Below are 19,415 nucleotides of genomic sequence, written 5' to 3'. Positions count from 1 at the left end.
GCGCCGGAGCCGGCAGCGAGCCGGAGGCAGGAGACAGCGCATGTGCGGCATCACCGGATGGGTGTCCTTCGACCGTGACCTGACCGCCGAGGCCACCACATTGCATGCGATGACCGAGACCATGGCCTGCCGCGGCCCGGACGACCGCGGCACCTGGACGCAGGGCCCAGCCGCGCTCGGGCACCGCCGGCTCGCGATCATCGACCTCCCCGGCGGCCGTCAGCCGATGTCCGTGGACACCCCTGAGGGAGCCGTCGCCCTGGTGTACTCGGGTGAGGCCTACAACTTCACCGAGCTGCGCCGCGAACTCAAGGAGCGCGGCCACCGGTTCACCACCGACTCCGACACCGAGGTCGTCCTGCACGGCTACCTCGAATGGGGCGACGCCGTCGCCGAACGGCTCAACGGGATGTACGCGTTCGCCGTGTGGGACGGCCGCCACGACAAGCTCGTGATGATCCGCGACCGCATGGGCATCAAGCCGTTCTACTACCACCCCACCCCCGACGGCGTCCTGTTCGGCTCCGAGCCCAAGGCGATCCTCGCCAACCCGCTGGCCCGCCGCCGGGTGACCCTGGACGGGCTGCGGGAGCTGTTCGTCATGGTCAAAACGCCCGGACACGCGATCTGGGACGGCATGCGCGAGGTGGAGCCGGGCACGGTCGTCACCGTCGACCGCTCCGGCCTGTCCACCCGCGTCTACTGGCAGCTGCAGACCCGGGCGCACACCGACGACCGCGACACCACCATCGCGACCGTGCGCTCGCTCCTCGACGACATCGTGCGCCGCCAGCTGGTCGCCGACGTGCCGCGCTGCACCCTGCTCTCCGGCGGCCTCGACTCCTCCGCCATGACCGCGCTGGCCGCCCGGCAACTCGCCGCGCAGGGCGAGAAGGTGCGCAGCTTCGCCGTCGACTTCGTCGGCCAGACCGACAACTTCGTCGCCGACGAACTGCGCGGCACTCCCGACACGCCCTTCGTGCACGACGTCGCCGAACTCGCGGGCACCGACCACCAGGACATCGTGCTCGACGCCCAGTCCCTCGCCGACCCGGCCGTACGCGAGCAGGTGATCCGCGCCCGCGATCTGCCGGCCGGCCTCGGCGACATGGACGCCTCGCTGCTGCTGCTCTTCCGCGCCATTCGGGAGAAGTCCACCGTCGCCCTGTCCGGCGAGTCCGCCGACGAGGTCTTCGGCGGCTACCTGCAGTTCTTCGACGAGGAGGCGCGCCGCGCGGACACCTTCCCGTGGCTGGCCACCATGGGGCGCCACTTCGGCGAGGACGCCGGCGTCCTGCGCTCGGACCCGTCCAAGTCCCTGGACCTGGAGAGCTACATCGCCGACGGCTACCGCACCGCCGTGGCCGGCATCGAACGGCTCGACGGCGAGAGCGACTTCGAGTACAGGATGCGGCAGATGAGCCATCTGCACCTGACCCGGTTCGTGCGCGCCCTCCTCGACCGCAAGGACCGGATGAGCATGGCCGTCGGCCTGGAGGTCCGGGTGCCGTTCTGCGACCACCGGCTGGTCGAGTACGTCTACAACGCCCCCTGGGCGCTGAAGTCCTTCGACGGCCGGGAGAAGAGCCTGCTGCGGGAGGCCGCCGCGGACGTCCTGCCGCGCTCGGTGTACGAGCGGGTCAAGAGCCCGTACCCGTCCACCCAGGACCCGCAGTACGCCCGCGCCCTCCAGGACCAGGCCAGGGAACTGCTCGCCCGGCCCGCGCACCCGGTCTTCGACCTCGTCGACCGCGACCGGCTCCGCCGGGCCGCCGAACGCGAGGCGCCGGTCAGCACCCAGGCGGCCCGGCGCGGCCTGGAACGCGCGCTGGACCTCGCGCAGTGGCTGGAGCTCTACCGGCCCGAGGTGATCACCGGCTGAGGCCGATGGCCCGGTCCGCCGCCGCCCGCGTGGGCTGCCACCACGTCGTCACCGGCTCCCACACCACGACCTGCGTCCCGGCGCCGAGCCGCGCCGCGGTGAAGGAGCGGCCCCGGTGGGCGGCCGAGGCGGCCACGGTCACGGTGTCCACCCGGCGGGCCTCGGGGTCCGCCGGGTCGGCGACGGTCCGCACGTCGGCGTAAGCGGTCCGTCCGGCCGCGAGCGGGTAGTCGCCGGCGCCGCCCTCGGGCGTCGGCTGCGCGGCGCCGTCCAGGTCGCCGAAGGTCACCGTGGGCACGCGGTCGACGGCACAGGCGCGGGAGCCGTGGTTGGTGACGCCGAGCCGCAGCACGGCCGGAACGCCGGGCACGGCCCGCGCCCGGACCGTCAGCGCCGCCTCGGAGCAGCGGGCGGGCCGGACGGGATCGGCGGTGGCGGCCCGGCCCTGCGGCGCGGTCAGCAGCAGGACCGCGGCGGCGGCCGAGGCGGCGGGTACGGTGAGGGCGGCGCGGACGCGCATGGTGGTTCCCCCTGTCGTGGCGGGCGTATCGGGATGCGGTGGCCGGAGTCTGGCTGCCCGGTGTGACGGCCGGGCGGCCCGGCAGGTTGCGCCGGGTGCGCGGCCGTCAGCCGGACGGCCCCGTGGCGGCGTCAGCCGGCGGTGTCCGTGGTGGCGCTCCAGTCGCGGCCGTCCGCGGGGCAGGAGCTGCCGCTGGGCGGCAGTGAGCCGTAGAGCAGGAAGTCGTCGATCTTGCGGTGCACGCACGTGGAGGAGGAGTAGCCGGTGTGGCCCTCGCCCTTGTTGTCGAGGACCACCGCCGACGGGCCGAGCCGCGCGGCCGTCTCCTGTGTCCACCGGTACGGCGTCGCCGGGTCGCCGCGCGTACCCACCAGCAGCATCTTCGCCGAGTCGACGTCCTTCACCCGGTCACGGATGAAGTCGGTCCCCTTGGGACGGCCGTAGCACATGAGCAGCTGGGTCAGCCGGTAGCGGCCGAAGACCGGTGAGGCCTGCTCGTAGCGGGCCCTCAGGTTCCTGAGGTCCTCGGCGATCCGCGCCGCTCCGGGCCGGTCGGGGTCGTCGGCGCAGTCGATCGCCATCAGCGCGGCCTCGAGGTTGTCCGCGGGGATGTCCTGCGGGTCGACCAGGCCGCCGTTGCCGTGCCGCCCGCTGCGGGGCAGGCCCGAGCCGCCGGCGGCGAAGTTCAGGATCCCCCGTGTGTCGCCGTCCTGGACCAGGGAGGCCAGGGCGCGCTCCAAGGAAGGCCACAGCTGCTTGCTGTACAGGCCCTGCGCGAGGGCGCCCACCAGGTCCTGCCCGGAGAACGAGCCGCCGAAGTCCGCCGGCACCGGGTCGGCGTCGAGCGTGCGCACCAGCCGGACCACCTCGTCCCCGGCCGCACGCCGGTCCTGGCCGAACGGACAGGCGACATCCGTCGTACACCAGTCCAGGAAATCGTCCAGCGCGGTCTGCTGCCCCTCGGCGCCGGCCAGCCCCTGCTCGGACAGCGGCTCGGTCAGAGTGTCCACGCCGTCCAGGGCGAACCGGCCCACCTTGTGCGGGAACTGCGCCGCGTACACCGCGCCGAGCCGCGAACCGTAGGAGAAGCCCAGGTAGTTGAGCTTCTTGTCGCCCAGGGCCTGGCGGATGACGTCCAGGTCGCGCGCGGCGTTCACGGTGCCTATGTGGGGCAGCACCGGGCCGGAGGCGCGGACGCACTCCGCGGCGGCCTGGCGCAACCGCGCGAGCAGCGCCTTCGGATGGTCGAGGTCGGCGTCGCCGGCCGTCGCGGACGCGGCCTCGTCACTGCCCTCGCCGCAGCTGACCGGGGAGGAGCGGCCGACGCCGCGCGGGTCGAAGGTGACCACGTCGTAGCCGTTGGTCAGGTCCATGAACTGCGCGCCGTCGGTGGCGAGTCCGGCGACGCCCGCACCGCCCGGGCCGCCGAAGTTGAGCAGCACCGAGCCCTGCTTCTTCCCGGTCGCCCGGTAGCGGGCGAGGGCCACGTCCAGCGTGCCCGCCCGGGGCCGGGCGTAGTCGAGCGGGACGGTGACCTTCCCGCACTGCATGTCCGGCGGCATCTCGAGGCCCTTGCACGCGCTCCAGGCCACCTTCTGCCGGTAGAAACGGGCCAGGTCGGGCTGCGGCCGGTCGGCGGCGGCCGCGGGCAGGCCGGCTCCGAGCAGCGCCAGGGCGAGGACTCCGGTACCCGCGCAGCGCCGCACGGCGGGCCGTGTGGACAGCTTGGCCAGCATCGATCCTCCCGGGACGCCTGTCGCGGACCGGGCACGGCGCCCTCGGATCACCATAAGCGGGCCCCGCACGGCCCGCCTCCCGGCGAGCGGGACGGCCTGAGGCGCCGAGCTCTGGCCCCCATCGGACCCATTTGATGATCATTGAGGCCTTTACAACAGGTTCGATGCCACTGTCCCCCGACGGGGTGAAAGAGCGATCAGCCATAACCCGGATGGTTCACCCGCGTTTTACGGGGTGCGGGTGAGTGCCCGCGACAAGTCTGGAAGGCAGGGAACCTATGAGACGGGCTACCCGTAACGGTGTGATCGCCGTCGCCGCCGCGTCCGGCGCGATGGCCGTGGCGCTCCCCGTGTCCGCCGCCTTCGCGGCCGACGGCGCCACCGCCGACGGCTCCGCGGCCGGCTCGCCCGGGCTGATCTCCGGCAACGGCATCCAGCTGCCGGTGGACGTACCGGTGAACGTGTGCGGCAACACCGTGAACGTGGTGGGGCTGCTCAACCCGGCCGCGGGCAACACCTGCGCGAACCACGGCTCCGCGAAGGCCTCCGGGAAGGACGGATCGTCCGCGTCCGGCGGCGCCTCGGCCCGCGGCGGCGCGCACGACTCGCCCGGCGTGCTCTCCGGCAACGGCGTGCAGCTCCCCGTCGACCTGCCGGTGAACGTCAGCGGCAACACCGTCAACGTCGTGGGCGTGGGCAACCCGGTCCACGGCAACGAGTCGGTCAACGGCCCCGGCGACGAGCACAGCCCGGCCCCCACGCCTGCGGCCCCGAAGCCTCCGGCCCCGACCCGGCACGTTCCGCAGGCGCCGGCTCCCGTGGCACCGCCGACGACGTCCACCCTCGCCCACACCGGTGCGGACGCCACCGTGCCGGCCGTCGCGGGCAGCGCCGTCCTTCTCGTCGCGGGCACCGCGCTCTACCGCCGCTTCCGCCCGGGCCGCACGGGCTGACGTACGGCCCACCCCCTCCCAAGGGCCCCACCGGACGCCGGCCCGGTGGGGCCTGGGTGACGGGCGCGTGCCCGGCGCAACGGCTGATCTCCCCGTGGCGCGGCTCCTGTTGATCCGGAAGGATGCGGAACGCCAGTCCGGTCCCGACGGAAATGGAGCGCATCGATGACCTCTGCAGCCCCCCACGACCTCGTCGTCACGCAGGCCACCCTGGACGACTGGCCGGTGATCGCCGGATGGGCGGCGGCGGAGGGCTGGAATCCCGGACTGTCCGACGGGCCCGCGTTCTTCGCGCAGGATCCCGACGGGTTCTTCCTCGGCCGCATCGACGGGGAGCCCGTGTCGGCCGTCTCCGTGGTGAACTACGGCCCGGCGTACGCCTTTCTGGGCTGCTACCTCGTCCGTCCTGACCTGCGCGGACACGGCCACGGCCTCACCACGTGGAAGACCGCCCTCGCCCACGCAGGCAACCGCACCGTCGGCCTGGACGGGGTCGTCGCGCAGCAGGACAACTACCGGCAGTCCGGTTTCGAACTCGCCCACCGCACCATCCGGTTCACCGGCACGGCCCCGGCGGGCGAGACACCGGCGGGCGTCCGCCCGGCCGCGGCGGACGACCTCGCCGCGATCACCGCCTACGACAGCGCCTGCTGCCCGGCCGACCGCCCGCGCTTCCTCGCCGCATGGCTCGCCGCCCCCGGACACCGGGCGTTCGTCCGCCACGACGGCGCGCGGCTCACCGGATACGGCGTGCTCCGCCCCGGCCACGACACCCTGCGCATCGGCCCCTTCTTCGCCGACACCGCGGACGACGCCCGCGCCCTGTTCACCGCCCTCACGGCCGAGGCCGCCGGACGCGAGGTCTGCGTCGACGTGCCCGAACCGAACACGGCGGCTGTCGCGCTCGCCGAAGAGGCCGGATTCCGGGCCTCCTTCGAAACGGCCCGTATGTACACCGGCCCGGTCCGCGAACACGCCCGGCACCGCGTCTTCGGAGTCACCACACTGGAACTCGGCTGACGCAGAGGGGCGTTGCGCGTGCAGACGGCTGGCGCTCCCGCCTGCGGCGAGCCCAACGGCCCGTCGAGGCGCGTGACTTCATGTACGTCCGGCTTGCTCAGCTGACCCGCAGGGGTGTCGCGTGTGAAGGTGCCCGTGGCGCTCCGGCTCTGGCGAGCCCAACGGCCCGCAGAGGCAGTCGCGCGTGCAGGCGGCTCTCGGGCGTAATCCCGTTGCCCCGGACGTGCCGGCGTGATCGAGTTCTGTGCATGGATCATTCGGCGGTACTCGCCCTCTACGACCGGGACATGCGTGAGAACCCGGCTCCCGACGGCCCCGGCGCCCGGATCGAGCGGGCCGGTGCGGTGGTGCGTCACGTCGCGGACCCGCAGGGGTGGAACGGCGTGCTCTGGTCCGCCCTGGACGCGGCGGGCGCGGACCGGGCGATCCGGGACCAGATCGCGTACTTCACGAGCCTCGGCCGCGACTTCGAGTGGAAGCTCTACGGCCACGACCGGCCGCACGACCTCGGCGCCCGGCTCCTCGCCGCCGGATTCCGCGCCGGGCCCGAGGAGACCCTGATGATCGCCGAGACGGGCAGGCTCGCCCTGGACGCCGAACCACCCGCCGGCGTCCGGCTCGTGCAGGTCACCGACCGGGCCGGCGTCGACCTTCTCGTGGACGTCCACGAGAAGGCCTTCGGCACCGACGGCACCCGGCTGCGGCACCGGCTGCTCGCCCGCCTGGCCGACGATCCCGGTACCGTCGTCGCCGTGGTCGCGCTCGCCGGGGACGAACCCGTCAGCGCCGCCCGCATGGAACTGACGCCCGGCGCCCGGTTCGCCGGCCTGTGGGGCGGCGGCACCGTCGCGCACTGGCGGGGCCGGGGCGTCTACCGCGCCCTGGTGGCCCACCGCGCCCGCGTCGCCGCCGCCCTCGGCTACCGCTACCTCCAGGTCGACGCCGCAGCGATGAGCCGCCCCATCCTGGAGCGGCTCGGCTTCCACGCGGTGAGCACCACGACGCCGTACCTGTACGGTGGCTGACGGCGCGTCAGCGGCTGACGCGTGAGCGGTCCAGCGCCGCGATCCCGACCGCGGCCAGCGCGATCTGGATGAACCACTCGATCCAGTCGGGCCCCTTGGTGTCCGCGACCCCGAACCCGGCGGCGATCGCCGAGCCCAGCAGCGCGGCCACGATGCCGACGACGATGGTCCACAGGATGCCGATGTGCTGCCGGCCGGGAACGACCAGGCGGCCCAGCACGCCGATGACGAGGCCGATGACGATGGCGCTGATGATGCCCGAGATATGCATGTCCACCCCTTGTGGTGTTGCCTCCCCTCCCTCGTCTTCCCGCTGTGAGCGGAGGCAGTCCGCTCCGGTTATTGCCGGGACTTTCTGTTCACCGGCCCTTCATGCCATGTACCTTTCAATCAATCGACGCGTGTAGAACCCTCAAGCAGGCTCTACGCGCGCAGACTTGGCGCCCCCACCGCCTCTCCCCACCCCCTCACGGAGGTTCGCCGGATGCCTGGATCCCGCAGATCCCGCCGCAGACTCACCACCGCCCTGGCCGGTTTCGGGCTGCTCCTGACCGGAACCGCCGTCCAGGTCGGCAGCGGCACCGCCGCCCACGCGGCGACGACGCACCGCATCCTGTTCGACAACGCCCACGCCGAGACGGCCGGGAACGCCGACTGGATCATCTCCACCAGTCAGCCCGACCCGCTGGGCCAGGACTCGTCCCCGTCCACCGAGACCGACTGGACCGGCGCCCTGTCCTCCTGGGGCGTGGCCCTGCAGAAGACCGGCAGCTACAGCCTGAAGACGCTGCCGTCGGGTTCCAGTCTCAGCTACGGAGGCTCGTCCACGACCGACCTGTCGAACTTCGACACGCTGGTCCTGCCCGAACCGAACACGCTGTTCACGAGCGCCGAGAAGACGGCGATCATGAACTTCGTGAAGAACGGCGGCGGTCTGTTCATGATCTCCGACCACACCGGGGCCGACCGCAACAACGACGGCTACGACGCGGTCGAGATCCTCAACGACCTGATGACGAACAACAGCGTCGACTCCACCGACCCGTTCGGCTTCTCCATCGACTCCCTCGACATCTCCTCCGGCTACCCCGCGGCGATCAACGACAGCACCGACCCGGTGCTGCACGGCTCCTTCGGCACGGTCACCAAGAGCCTGATCGCCGACGGCACGACCGCGACCCTCAAGCCGTCGGACAACGCGAACGTCAAGGGCCTGGTCTACCGCTCCGGTTACTCCGGGAACACCGGCGCCTTCTTCCTCACCAGCACCTTCGGCAGCGGCCGGGTCGCCTTCTGGGGCGACAGCTCCCCGATCGACGACGGCACCGGCCAGTCCGGCAACACCCTGTACGACGGCTGGAACGATTCCGGTGCCACCAACGCGGCCCTCGCCCTGAACGCCACCGCGTGGCTCGCCGGCGCGGGCGGCACCAGCGGCGGCGGCGGTGGTGGTGGCACCGGCACCTGCACCGCCGGCCAGCTGCTCGGCAATCCGGGCTTCGAGTCGGGCAGCAGCGCCTGGAGCGCCAGCAGCGGGGTCATCACCAACGCGACCGGCGAGAAGGCTCGTTCGGGCTCGTACTACGCCTGGCTCGACGGCTACGGCACCGCCACCACCGACACCCTGTCCCAGTCGGTGACCATCCCGTCCGGCTGCTCCTCGGCGACGTTCAGCTTCTGGCTGCACGTCGACACGGCCGAGACCTCGACCAGCACCGCCTACGACACCCTCAAGGTCCAGGTGCTCAGCAGCTCGGGCACGGTCCTCGGCACCCTGGCGACGTACTCGAACCTCAACGCCGCCTCCGGCTACACCCAGCGCAGCTTCAACCTCAGCGGCTACGCCGGGCAGACCGTCACCCTGAAGTTCACCGGCACCGAGGGCTCCCAGTACCAGACGTCGTTCGTCGTGGACGACACCGCGCTCACCGTCGGCTGAACCGGCCGGGGGCGGGCCGCACCGGCCCGCTCCCGCCCGCTCAGGCCGCCGGGACCGTGCGCTCCGGAGTGTTCCAGCCGGAGACGCGCACCCTCGGCGCCGAGCCGTGCAGATCGGCCGTCCGGAAGGTGGCGGTCAGCGTCGCCGACTCGCCCGGCCACAGGCTCACCTCGTTGTCCGACCAGCGCACCGGCAGCACCGGCTCGCCCCGCGCGTCCACGAGGTGGACGTCCGTCAGCAGCGCCGGGGTCCTCCCGCTGCCGGTGTTCCGCAGGGTGACCGTCGTGGTCGACGTGCCGGCCGACGACCGGGTCGCCGCGGTCGCCGACACCGGAGGCTGCGCCATCGTGGCGAGCCCCGTCAGCTCGGCGTAGCCGGTCGTCGGCGTGTAGTACCAGGTGGTGCCGCTCCAGTCGAGCGTGTCGGGCCGGGTGGAGAGCCAGTACACGTTCCGGCTCACCTCCCTGCCGTTCGCGTCCGTCAGCTCAAGGCGGACCAGATACGTCCGCGGGAGGCCGCTCACCGACGATGGCAGGGTGAGAGCGGTGCTGTGCGCGCCGTCGCCGGGCACCGTCAGACCGGTCACGGCCTTGTCGTAGCGCTGGACGCCGTCGGGGTCGAACAGCGTGGCCCGGGCGGTGAGGCCGGTGGCGGAGGCGTGCCGGTGGTTGACGACCACGACCGAGCGGTCGTCGTACGAGTACTGGATGTGCAGCGGCTCGTTCGCCTTCTTCGCGCCGAAGTACGCCCCGCCCTGGTCGAGGTAGCGGTCCGTCAGCTGCCAGTGCAGAGAGGTCCAGCCGCTGTCGAACATCCAGTGGATCACCCCGGTCGAGGGCTTGGACGTGTCCGTGGCGTTGCGGTCGTACGCCTCGAACTGGGCGCGGACGTTCTCGTACTGGGCCAGCTGGGCCTTGCGGACGTAGTCGGAGAGGCTTTTCGGGGCGCCGTAGCGGCCGGTGAGGGCTGCGTCGTAGATCTTCAGTGTGCCGAAGACCGGGGACGGCGAGCGGTGGTACTGCCGGTCGTCCGGGTTCTTCCAGAGCGTGTCCCGTTCCGCGGGGGTCAGCATGCGGCGCAGCGTGTCGAGGGTGGGGATGCTCGGGCCCGCGCTGGTCTCGGAGTTGAAGCCGGTGGCCCCGCCCTCGCGCTTGGCGTACCAGTAGGCGGGCGGCACCCAGTCGTAGGGACCGGTCATCTTCATTCCCGAACTCCCCAGCCGGGGCGAGGACTTGGCCGAGGCGGCGGAGATCACCGGGTCGGGCCAGTCGGCGGCCTTCAGGGCGTCCAGGTAGGTCTTCTCGATCCTGGCGTCGGGGGCGAAGTCGCTGCCGACGAGGAAGGAGATCACGCTCGGGTGGTCGCGCAGCCGGGCGGCCTCGGCGGCCATCGACGCCTGCGCCACGGGATAGTCGGCCTCCGTCCACGTGTCACCGGTCTCACTGCCGTTGACCTGGCCCTCCCACTTGTCGCAGCACTCCCAGCCCGGCAGTGTGAGGACGCCGTAGCGGTCGGCCAGGTCGAAGAACTCGTCCGGCTCCAGATGGCCTTCCAGCCGGATCGTGTTGAGCCCCAGGTCGACGGCGTACTTCAGCCGGTCCTCGGCATAACCGCGGTCCCAGCGCAGGAACTCGTCCGGTGACCAGCCGCCGCCCCTGATCAGCAGCTTGCGGCCGTTGATCAGATACCGGCGCGCGCCGTCCGCGTCCAGCGGCGCCCGGACGTCACGGACGCCGAAGCTCTCGTGCACGGTGTCCGACGCCGTACCGGCGACGGAGGCGGTGAGGTCCAGGGTGTACAGCGGCTGCCCGCCCATCCCGGCGGGCCACCACACCTTCGGCGAGGTGAGGTGCAGGCCCGGGGTGTCGGCGGGGGAGAAGGCGACGGTCCTGGTCTCATGGGCGGCCAGCGGAACCCGCCGGGTGAAGGCCGTGGCACCGATGCGGCCGGTGATCTCGGCGGTGACCGGGGTGCCGGTCTCGTTGCGGGCCTGCGCCTTCACCGTCAGGTCGGCGGAGGCGAGCGACGGCACGGTCAGCCTGGCGATCACATGGGCGTCGCGCAGCGCCACCGGGCCGCCCCGGCGCACCAGCACGTCCCGGACGATCCCCATGTTGTGGTCGGGCGGCGGCTGGAGCCAGTCGATCCAGCCCATGGTGAGGTCCGCGTCCGGATCGTTGGGCCGGACGCGGAGGGCGACCGTGTTGGCGCCGGGCCTGACCAGCGAGGTGACGTCCAGTTCGTGGCGGGTGTAGGCGCCGGTGACCTCCGAGGCGGTCGCCGCCCGGTGGCCGTTGACGTAGACGTCGGCCGCCGAGATCACCCCGCTGAGGTCGAGGTAGGTCCGGCGCGCGGTGTCCTTGACGGTGAAGTCGGAGCGGTACCACCAGGGGACCTCGAAGTCGGCCCGCGGGATCTTCTGCTGGTTGGTGGAGAAGAACGGGTCGGCGTACACGCCGTCGGCGAGCAGCGCGGCCAGCACGGTGGAGCGGCGGCCCGCCGGGTACCAGCCCTTCGCCGGATAGCCGGGGGAGGAGACGGCTTCCGGGGAGTCGGTCACCTTGGCCGAGGACTGGATGGCGTACCCGGCGAGCGGGGTCTCGGTGCCGGCCGCGGAGGGCACACGGGTGGCCCGGGCCACCGCCGGTCCGTGTGGCGGTGACGGCGGCCGGGCGCCGGCCCATGCGCCGCCGGCCAGTGAGCCGAGCAGGCCGAGGGCCAGCGCCGCGACGGCGTACCGGCGGGCGGGGGCGGAGCGAGGAGGCATGAAGGGCTCCCGGCGATGTTAAGTTAGGAAACTTTACTAACCTGGCTCAAGGTAGGGGGCCTTGCGGGGCGTGTCAACGACCCCGCGACCGGTGTCGTTTGACGGTTCTTCAGTCAGCCGCCGTTCGGGTCTGCCGACCAGGGGCATGGCATGCCGTCGCCTGCCGGACGGTCAGGCTCCGGCGCCGGTCCTGCGCTCGAACACCACATCACGGGCCGTGTCCAGCGCCGTGGCGACCGCGCCGAGCAGCACCGCGTCCTCGCCGAGCCGGCTCGGCGCGATCCGCGGGCGCAGCGGCGTGAGGGCGCGTACCCGCTCCTGGACCGGGCGCAGCAGCAGGTCGACGCTGTGGCCCACGCCGCCGCCGAGCACCACCAGGTCCGGGTCCAGCACCGCGGCGGCCGCCGCCACGGTGTGCGCGATCCGCTCGCCCTCCAGTTCCACCGCCCGCCGCGCCGCCGGATGGCCCTGCCGGGCCGCGTCGAAGACCGCCTTCGCCGTGAGCTGGCCGCTCATCCCGAACTCCCGGGCGGCCTCCACCACGGCCACCCCGGACACCGCGTCCTCCAGCCGCTCCGGCTTCTGCCGGCCCGGCCAGGGCAGGAAGCCGATCTCGCCGGCCAGCCCGTGGGCCCCCGTGAACAGCCGCCCCTCGCTGACCACGCCCATGCCGAGTCCGGTGCCGATCAGGATGTACGCGAACAGCCGGCTGCCCGCGCCGACGCCGTACGTGTACTCGCCGAGCGCGGCGAGATTGGCGTCGTTGTGCACTTCCAGCGGTACGCCCAGTTCCTCGCGCATCCGGTCGACCAGCCCCGCGCGCCCCCAGCCCGGCAGATGCATCGCGTACCGCACCCGGCGCCGCTTCTCGTCGTAGACCCCGGGTGTGCCGACCACCCCGTGCACCACCTCGGCCGGGTCCACGCCCGAACCGGCGATCACCTGACGGGCGGTGTCCACGATCAGGTCGGCCAGCGCGGCCGAGGTGCGGGCCCGGTTGCGCACGTCGGTGCGGGCGACGAGCGTGCCGTCGAGGTCGGCGACCGCCACCCGGAGCCAGCCCCGGCCGATGTCCACGCCGAGCGCGTGCCCCGCGGCCGGGTCGGGGGCGTACAGCACGGCGGTGCGGCCGCGTTCCGGGGCGTGGGTGCCGACCTCGTGGACCAGGCCGGCCGTCTCCAGGGAGGCCAGCGCGCTGGAGACCGTCGGCTTCGACAGGCCGGTCTCCCGGGCGAGTTGGGCGCGGGAGGCGGCGCCGAGGGCGCGCAGCCGGTCCAGCAGGAGCCGCTCGTTGGTGCTGCGCAGCCGTCGGCGGCTCCAGGGCTGTGCTTGCTGCTCTTCGACGTCCCAGGCGGCCATCGGACCATTCTCAGGTATTACCGGCGCGTACTTGACGCGTCTAGTAAGGCTCCTTAACTTTATCGCCCAGTCAGCCCGCCGGGCGCCGTCGAGCGCGCCCGTGGCGTCAGGAGCCCCCATGTCCGGTAGCCCGCCACCCACGGGTGGTTTCGTCCGCCGTGTCGGCCTGTTCCAGGCCACGGCCATCAACATGAGCCAGATGTGCGGCATCGGGCCGTTCGTGACGATCCCGCTCATGGTCGCCGCGTTCGGCGGCCCGCAGGCGGTCATCGGCTTCGTCGCGGGCGCCGTCCTCGCGCTCGCCGACGGACTGGTCTGGGCGGAGCTGGGCGCCTCGATGCCGGGCTCCGGCGGCAGTTACGTCTATCTGCGGCAGGCCTTCCAGTACCGCACCGGCCGGCTGATGCCGTTCCTGTTCGTGTGGACGGCCATGCTCTTCATCCCGCTGATCATGTCCACGGGCGTCGTCGGCTTCGTGCAGTACCTGGGCTATCTCGCCCCGCACCTCGGGCGGACCGCGGGCGACCTGATCGGCCTCGGTGTCATCGCCCTGGTGGTGCTCCTGCTCTGGCGCGGCATCGAGCACATCGCCCGGATCACGGCCGTGATGTGGACCGTGATGATCGCCTCGGTGCTGATGGTGATCGCCGCCGCGGCCACCGACTTCAGCCCGCACCGGGCCTTCACCTACCCCGCGGGCGCCTTCGACCTGACGAGCGACCACTTCTGGCTCGGCTTCGCCGCGGGCCTGACCATCGGGATCTACGACTACCTCGGCTACAACACCACCGCGTACATGGGCGCCGAGATCAAGGACCCCGGCCGCACCCTCCCGCGTTCCGTCCTGCTGTCCATCGTCGGCATCATGGCGATCTATCTGCTGCTGCAGATCGGCACCCTCGGCGTCGTCGACTGGCACCGGATGACCGACCCGCACGACATCGCCTCCACCTCGGTCGCCTCGGCGGTGCTGGAGGACACCTGGGGCAAGGGCGCCGCCGACACGGTGACCGTGCTCATCCTGGTCACGGCGTTCGCATCCGTCTTCACCGGTCTGCTCGGCGGCTCCCGGGTGCCGTACGACGCGGCCCGCGACCGCGTCTTCTTCCGGCCGTACGAGAGGCTGCACCCCCGCCACCGCTTTCCCGTGCTGGGCCTCGCGACCATGGGGGCGATCACCGCGGTCGGCTTCCTGATCGGCCGGCACACCGACCTCGCGACCCTGATCCAGCTGCTCACCACGGTCATGGTGATCGTGCAGGCGCTCGCCCAGATCGTGGCCCTGACGGTGCTGCGCAGACGCCAGCCGGGCCTGCGCCGCCCGTACCGGATGTGGCTCTACCCGCTGCCGAGCGTGGTCGCGTTCACGGGCTGGTGCGTGATCTACGGCTACGCCGACCGGAACTCCCCGGGCCGCCACCCCATCGAGTGGTCCCTGGCCTGGCTGGCGCTCGGCTGCGTGGCCTACGTCGTGTGGGCGCGGCTGGAGAAGGTGTGGCCGTTCGGGGCGAAGGAGGTCAGCGAGGAGTATCTGGCGGGCGCGGACCCGGACGTGGCGCCGACCGGCTGACGGTCCCTTCACGGCGACACTCCGCACCGGCCTCCCCGGCCCGGACCCGCGTCCGGACCGGGGAGGTTTCGCATGTACGTCCGCCCGCCGGCAGACGCGGGCCGGGGTGGCCGGGCCCGCCGTCCTTGACATGCAAGTAATTGCCTGCATAACGTTGAGTGTGCGATCAGAGGACGACACCGGAATGGACAGGGTCTTCAAGGCGCTGGCGGACGACACGCGCAGGCGCCTGCTGGACCGGCTGCACGAGAACAACGGCCAGACCCTGGGCGAACTGTGCGAACGCATCGCCATGACCCGCCAGTCGGTCACCCAGCACCTGACCGTCCTGGAGGGCGCCAACCTGATCAGCACCGTGCGGCGGGGGCGGGAGAAGCTGCACTACCTCAACCCCGTACCGCTCCACGAGATCCAGGAGCGGTGGATCGACAAGTTCGAGCGCCCGCGCCTGAGCGCGCTCGGCGCCCTGAAGCGACGAGCCGAGGAAGCCATGACCGACAAGCCGAGTTTCGTGTACGTCACCTACATCGCCAGCACACCCGAGAAGGTCTGGGAGGCGCTCACCGACGCGGACCTGACGGCCGCCTACTGGGGCCACCGCAACGAGTCCGACTGGCAGCCGGGATCCCGCTGGGCGCATGTGCGCACCGACGGCTCCGGCGTCGCCGACGTGGTCGGCAGGGTCGTGGAGAGCAAGCCGCCGACCCGCCTGGTCACCACCTGGGCCGCGCCCGACCAGGAGGATCAGGAGGACCGGCACTCCCGCGTCACCTTCGAGATCGTCCCCCACCAGGACATCGTCCGGCTGACGGTGGTCCACGAGGACCTGAACGACGAGGGCGAGCGCTCGGACGTCGCCGGGGGCTGGCCGGCCGTGCTGTCCAACCTCAAGTCGCTGCTGGAGACCGGCCGGACCCTGCCGCAGGAGCCCTGGCTGGTGCCGGGGCGCTGAGCGGCATGCGCGCGGCCGGTCCGCCTGGGCGGACCGGCCGCGCGTGCTGCCGGTTCCTCCTGTGCTTCCTTCCTGGTGTCTCCGGTTACGGCCGGGGGGCGGGGGTGCTGCGCGCCGCCGTACCGGCACAGACCAGTCCGAGGACGAGCGCCAGCGCGCCGATGACGACGTTGTTGATGATCACTCCCTGGTCCGGGCCGCTGCCCACGATCCAGGGCGCGATGATCATCCAGATGCCCATGGCGCACATGGCCCAGCTCAGGCCGTACATCCGCTCGGGAGCCCGGGTGAATCCGAGAGCCAGCAGACCTATCGCGATGCCCATGATCAGGTTGTGGGTCATGAGCGCGGGCTGGCTCGCCGTGTAGTGCACGATCCACGGAGAGGCCGCGCAGTAGAGGCCGAGCAGGAAGACCGGGCCGTCCACGAGCGCCACGTCACGACCGCCGAGCATGCGGGCGTAGCGTGCCCGCATTTCGGAGACATCGGGGTGGGTCGACAGATCACCCCTGTGCACGTTGGCCATGTCTCGTCTCCTTTGACTAGCAGGCCAGATCGCGTCTGGTGCGGTGCGCCGGTAGCACCGCATATGCCCATTTTGCTCTTATTTTTTCTTTATGTGTAGGCCTGTGATGCTGTTGTGACCACGCGTGCCGACCGGGTGAGGGGGAAACACGCAGTGACATGGCCGCGCTGATTCCGGGCAGGGGACAAGTACAGGATGTACATTCCGACCGCTGTCGACTGCGGAGGTGACCGGCTGTCATGGAGGCGAAGGTGCTGGAGCGGTTCCCCGCCGGGGCCCCGCGAGGATCCTGGCCCGCGGAGGAGTACGCGGCCGCGCGCCGCGCCGAGGGCGAGCGGGTGACCGTGGTGATGGACCTGAAGTCCGACGCCTTCCTGGTGGTGGCCGAGACCCCGGACGAGGACGGCTGAGGCCGACGCGATCGCGGGGCCGGGGCGGAGGTCACGCCGGCGGCGGCTCCCGCGCCGCGGGGATGTCACAGCTCCGGCAGCTCCCGCGCCCCGCGCACGAACGCCGCGTGCAGGTCCTGGGCCGCACGCGGCACCGACTCCGTGCGGCGGCGCTGGAGCATCAGCAGCACCCGGGTGGTGTCCCCGGTGATCGGCCGCCAGACGACCGCCCCGGAACGCTCCAGCGGATCACCGACGACGCTGAAGTCCGGCAGCACCGTCGCCCCGAGGCCCTCGGCGACCATCAGCTTGCCCATCTCCGCGCCGTCCGTCGAGTAGGAGAACGCCGGCGCACGCCCGGCCAGCAGCCGGTGCACATACCGGTGCATCACATAGCCGGTACGCATCGCGATCAGCGGCACGCCGAGCAGGTCGTCGGCGCCGACCGCCGGCAGCGCGGCGAGCGGGCTGTCCGGGCGCAGACACACCACAGGGCGCCCGCGCAGCAGTTCCGTGGACTCCACGCCGGCCGGCACGTCGTCGCCCTCCAGATGGTTGACCAGCCCCAGGTCGAACCCGCCCTCGACCAGCCCGCGCTGGATCTCCGTCTGCTGCGCGCCCACCACTTCCACCTGGGTGACCGGATGCGCCGCCCGGAACTCCCGCAGGACCGGAATCAGCAGCGGCACGGTCGCCGCGTTGACCGTGCCGACGCGCACCATGCGGCTGATGCGATGCTGCTCGCCGGCCGCCGCCCGCAGCCGGTCCACCGCCTCCAGCACGCCCACGATGTGCGGCAGCAACTCCCGCCCGGCCACGCTCATCGTGGCCCCCGAGCGCTTCCGCTCCAGCAGGTCGACCCCGAGTTCCCGCTCCAGGTTCCGCACGGTCTCGCTCAACGCGGGCTGGGACAGGCGCAGTTCGTCGGCCGCCCGGCGCAGTGAGCCGAGCCGGGTGACGGCCGCTATGTATTCCAGCTGTTCGGTCCGCACCTGCCGCAGAATGCAGGCGCACAAGGAGCCGGTTCAAGGTTTTTCCTGTCACGCCTTCGTGAAATTCAATGGTCCGCCATACGAGAACGGTCGGGTTTTCCTTGACGGTGCTCGCCGGCGGCTGCCACGATCAACGGCATGACGATGCGACTGGACCTCACGCGGCGACGCCATGTCGACCTCGCACGCGTCTCCAGCGCCTCCTGTTGCTCCGCGGCCTGATCGCCCGACTCCGCTCCCCGATCCGCCGCTCTGCGCTCCACCTCCGGCACCTCCCGACGTTTTCCGGTGCCTTCCCGTACCCGGAATTCGGCGTGCCCGGGAAATCCTCCGAGTAATTCCGCATCAGGAGTCACGCATGCCCGCAGCGCCCGTGAAATTCGCCTACTGGGTCCCCAACGTCAGTGGGGGACTCGTCACCAGCACGATCGAACAGCGCACCGACTGGGGCTACGACTACAACCGCGAACTCGCCGTCCTCGCCGAGAACAACGGCTTCGAGTACGCCCTCAGCCAGGTCCGCTACATGGCCGGTTACGGCGCCGAGTACCAGCACGAGTCGACCAGCTTCAGTCTCGCCCTGCTGCTCGCCACCCGGCGTCTGAAGGTCATCGCCGCCGTCCACCCCGGGCTGTGGCACCCCGGTGTCCTCGCCAAACTCGGCGCCACCGCCGACCACCTGTCCGGCGGCCGCTTCGCGGTGAACGTCGTGTCCGGCTGGTACAAGGACGAGTTCACCGCCCTCGGCGAACCCTGGCTCGAGCACGACGAACGCTACCGCCGCTCCGAGGAGTTCATCACCGCCCTGCGCCGGATCTGGACCGAGGACCACGCCGAACTCGCCGGAGACTTCTACCGGTTGCGGGACTTCTCCCTCAAACCCAAGCCCCTCGCCGTGCCCGGACGGCCGCACCCGGAGATCTTCCAGGGCGGCAACTCCACCGCCGCCCGGCGGATGGCCGGCCGGGTCTCCGACTGGTACTTCTCCAACGGCAAGGACTTCGACGGCGTCGTCGAGCAGATCCAGGACGTGCGCGCCTCCGCCGCCGAAGCCGGCCGCAGGGCTCCGAGGTTCGGCCTCAACGGCTTCCTCATCGGCCGGGACACCGAGGCCGAGGCCCGCGAGACGCTGCGCGAGATCGTCGCCAAGGCCGACACCGAGGCGGTCGAGGGCTTCGGCGCGGCCGTGCAGCAGGCGGGCCGGTCCACCGCCGACGGGAAGGGCATGTGGCAGGACTCCGCCTTCGAGGACCTCGTCCAGTACAACGACGGCTTCAGGACCGGCCTCATCGGCACGCCGGAACAGATCGCCGAACGGATCGTCGCCTACCGGAAACTCGGCGTCGACCTCCTCCTGCTCGGCTTCCTGCACTACCACGAGGAGGTCGAGTACTTCGGCAGGCGGGTGCTGCCGCTCGTCCGCGAACTCGAGGCACAACTGCCCGAGCACACCCCCGGCCCCGTCCCCGCCCACGCCTGACACCGGAGGGCACCCGCATGAGCTGCACCGCCACGCCCACCGACTGGTCCACGCACCCCACCCCGCACAGCGCCGAGGACCGGATCGCCCGCGCCACCGAGGCGGCCGCCGTCCCCGCCACCGACACCGTCACCGCCCGGAACCGCGCCTGCGCCGCCCCGCACGCCGAGGTCCGCCTGCCGGAGGACTCCGGCCCCGTCACCCTGCTCGGTCCCGTCGCCCACAAGCGCCGCGAGGCCGGCCGCCGGGTCCTCGAGGGCGAACTGCCCGAACCCACCCGGTACTCCTGACCGATTCCCACCCGG

General features: G+C 71.9%; 18 protein-coding genes. 11 read left to right on the top strand and 7 right to left on the bottom strand.

Annotation, left to right across the window (positions count from 1 at the left end; translation table 11 throughout):
* Positions 1-40: 40 nt before the first annotated feature.
* On the top strand, positions 41-1,882 hold the full coding sequence (gene asnB, locus ACGFZN_RS03295) for an asparagine synthase (glutamine-hydrolyzing) (RefSeq protein WP_393856763.1): 1,842 nt from the start codon (positions 41-43) through the stop codon (positions 1,880-1,882).
* Here asnB and ACGFZN_RS03290 read toward each other — a convergent pair.
* Both ACGFZN_RS03290 and ACGFZN_RS03285 read right to left on the bottom strand, forming a co-directional pair.
* Complete coding sequence (locus ACGFZN_RS03290) at positions 1,872-2,402, bottom strand: DUF4232 domain-containing protein (protein WP_393856762.1); 531 nt, start codon at positions 2,400-2,402, stop codon at positions 1,872-1,874. The two genes, asnB and ACGFZN_RS03290, sit on opposite strands and share 11 nt — an antisense overlap.
* A gap of 131 nt (positions 2,403-2,533) precedes the next feature.
* The gene (locus ACGFZN_RS03285; RefSeq protein ID WP_393856761.1) at positions 2,534-4,138 is read right to left on the bottom strand and encodes an alpha/beta hydrolase; all 1,605 of its coding nucleotides are present in this window, start codon (positions 4,136-4,138) and stop codon (positions 2,534-2,536) included.
* 278 nt (positions 4,139-4,416) lie between these two features.
* Here ACGFZN_RS03285 and ACGFZN_RS03280 point away from each other — a divergent pair, with 278 nt between their 5' ends.
* From ACGFZN_RS03280 to ACGFZN_RS03270, 3 genes are all read left to right on the top strand, one after another.
* On the top strand, positions 4,417-5,091 hold the full coding sequence (locus ACGFZN_RS03280) for a chaplin (RefSeq protein ID WP_393856760.1): 675 nt from the start codon (positions 4,417-4,419) through the stop codon (positions 5,089-5,091).
* 165 nt (positions 5,092-5,256) lie between these two features.
* On the top strand, positions 5,257-6,111 hold the full coding sequence (locus tag ACGFZN_RS03275; RefSeq protein WP_393856759.1) for a GNAT family N-acetyltransferase: 855 nt from the start codon (positions 5,257-5,259) through the stop codon (positions 6,109-6,111).
* A gap of 248 nt (positions 6,112-6,359) precedes the next feature.
* Positions 6,360-7,136, top strand: coding sequence for a GNAT family N-acetyltransferase (locus tag ACGFZN_RS03270; protein ID WP_393856758.1), 777 nt, complete (start codon positions 6,360-6,362; stop codon positions 7,134-7,136).
* A 7-nt stretch (positions 7,137-7,143) separates the two neighbouring features.
* Here the strand turns inward: ACGFZN_RS03270 and ACGFZN_RS03265 are convergent, their stop codons facing one another.
* On the bottom strand, positions 7,144-7,407 hold the full coding sequence (locus ACGFZN_RS03265; protein ID WP_393856757.1) for a GlsB/YeaQ/YmgE family stress response membrane protein: 264 nt from the start codon (positions 7,405-7,407) through the stop codon (positions 7,144-7,146).
* A 213-nt stretch (positions 7,408-7,620) separates the two neighbouring features.
* Here ACGFZN_RS03265 and ACGFZN_RS03260 point away from each other — a divergent pair, with 213 nt between their 5' ends.
* Entirely contained in the window at positions 7,621-9,075 is a 1,455-nt protein-coding gene (locus ACGFZN_RS03260; protein ID WP_393856756.1) for a hydrolase, read from the top strand.
* Positions 9,076-9,115: 40 nt separating this feature from the next.
* Here the strand turns inward: ACGFZN_RS03260 and ACGFZN_RS03255 are convergent, their stop codons facing one another.
* Together ACGFZN_RS03255 and ACGFZN_RS03250 are read right to left on the bottom strand one after the other, a co-directional pair.
* The gene (locus tag ACGFZN_RS03255; protein ID WP_393856755.1) at positions 9,116-11,842 is read right to left on the bottom strand and encodes an exo-beta-D-glucosaminidase; all 2,727 of its coding nucleotides are present in this window, start codon (positions 11,840-11,842) and stop codon (positions 9,116-9,118) included.
* Positions 11,843-12,013: 171 nt separating this feature from the next.
* Entirely contained in the window at positions 12,014-13,201 is a 1,188-nt protein-coding gene (locus ACGFZN_RS03250) for an ROK family protein (protein ID WP_393856754.1), read from the bottom strand.
* 118 nt (positions 13,202-13,319) lie between these two features.
* Between ACGFZN_RS03250 and ACGFZN_RS03245 the strand changes: the two genes are divergently transcribed.
* A complete protein-coding gene (locus ACGFZN_RS03245; protein WP_393856753.1) occupies positions 13,320-14,771 on the top strand; it encodes an APC family permease in 1,452 nt (483 codons plus the stop codon).
* 184 nt (positions 14,772-14,955) lie between these two features.
* Entirely contained in the window at positions 14,956-15,723 is a 768-nt protein-coding gene (locus ACGFZN_RS03240) for an ArsR/SmtB family transcription factor (protein WP_393856752.1), read from the top strand.
* A gap of 85 nt (positions 15,724-15,808) precedes the next feature.
* On the opposite strand, the gene ACGFZN_RS03235 is transcribed toward ACGFZN_RS03240, so the two are convergent.
* On the bottom strand, positions 15,809-16,249 hold the full coding sequence (locus tag ACGFZN_RS03235; protein WP_393856751.1) for an SPW repeat protein: 441 nt from the start codon (positions 16,247-16,249) through the stop codon (positions 15,809-15,811).
* A 239-nt stretch (positions 16,250-16,488) separates the two neighbouring features.
* Between ACGFZN_RS03235 and ACGFZN_RS03230 the strand changes: the two genes are divergently transcribed.
* On the top strand, positions 16,489-16,659 hold the full coding sequence (locus ACGFZN_RS03230; RefSeq protein WP_361988416.1) for a hypothetical protein: 171 nt from the start codon (positions 16,489-16,491) through the stop codon (positions 16,657-16,659).
* A 65-nt stretch (positions 16,660-16,724) separates the two neighbouring features.
* Here ACGFZN_RS03230 and ACGFZN_RS03225 read toward each other — a convergent pair whose 3' ends face one another.
* Entirely contained in the window at positions 16,725-17,630 is a 906-nt protein-coding gene (locus ACGFZN_RS03225; RefSeq protein ID WP_393856750.1) for a LysR family transcriptional regulator, read from the bottom strand.
* Between the two features lie 138 nt (positions 17,631-17,768).
* On the opposite strand from ACGFZN_RS03225, the gene ACGFZN_RS03220 reads away from it, so the two are divergent.
* The 3 genes from ACGFZN_RS03220 to ACGFZN_RS03210 all read left to right on the top strand — a co-directional run bounded on the left by ACGFZN_RS03220 (position 17,769) and on the right by ACGFZN_RS03210 (position 19,400).
* Complete coding sequence (locus ACGFZN_RS03220) at positions 17,769-17,852, top strand: putative leader peptide (protein ID WP_393857176.1); 84 nt, start codon at positions 17,769-17,771, stop codon at positions 17,850-17,852.
* 136 nt (positions 17,853-17,988) lie between these two features.
* Positions 17,989-19,110 (top strand): dimethylsulfone monooxygenase SfnG, encoded by a 1,122-nt coding sequence (gene sfnG, locus ACGFZN_RS03215; RefSeq protein ID WP_393856749.1) that lies wholly within the window; start codon positions 17,989-17,991, stop codon positions 19,108-19,110.
* Positions 19,111-19,127: 17 nt separating this feature from the next.
* Positions 19,128-19,400 carry a hypothetical protein gene (locus ACGFZN_RS03210; RefSeq protein WP_393856748.1) on the top strand — a complete coding sequence of 91 codons (273 nt, stop codon included), beginning with the start codon at positions 19,128-19,130 and terminating at the stop codon, positions 19,398-19,400.
* Positions 19,401-19,415 lie beyond the last annotated feature (15 nt).

The organism is Streptomyces sp. NPDC048192, from assembly GCF_043202415.1.
Lineage (GTDB): Bacteria > Actinomycetota > Actinomycetes > Streptomycetales > Streptomycetaceae > Streptomyces.
This window is presented reverse-complemented; position numbering and strand designations above follow the sequence as displayed.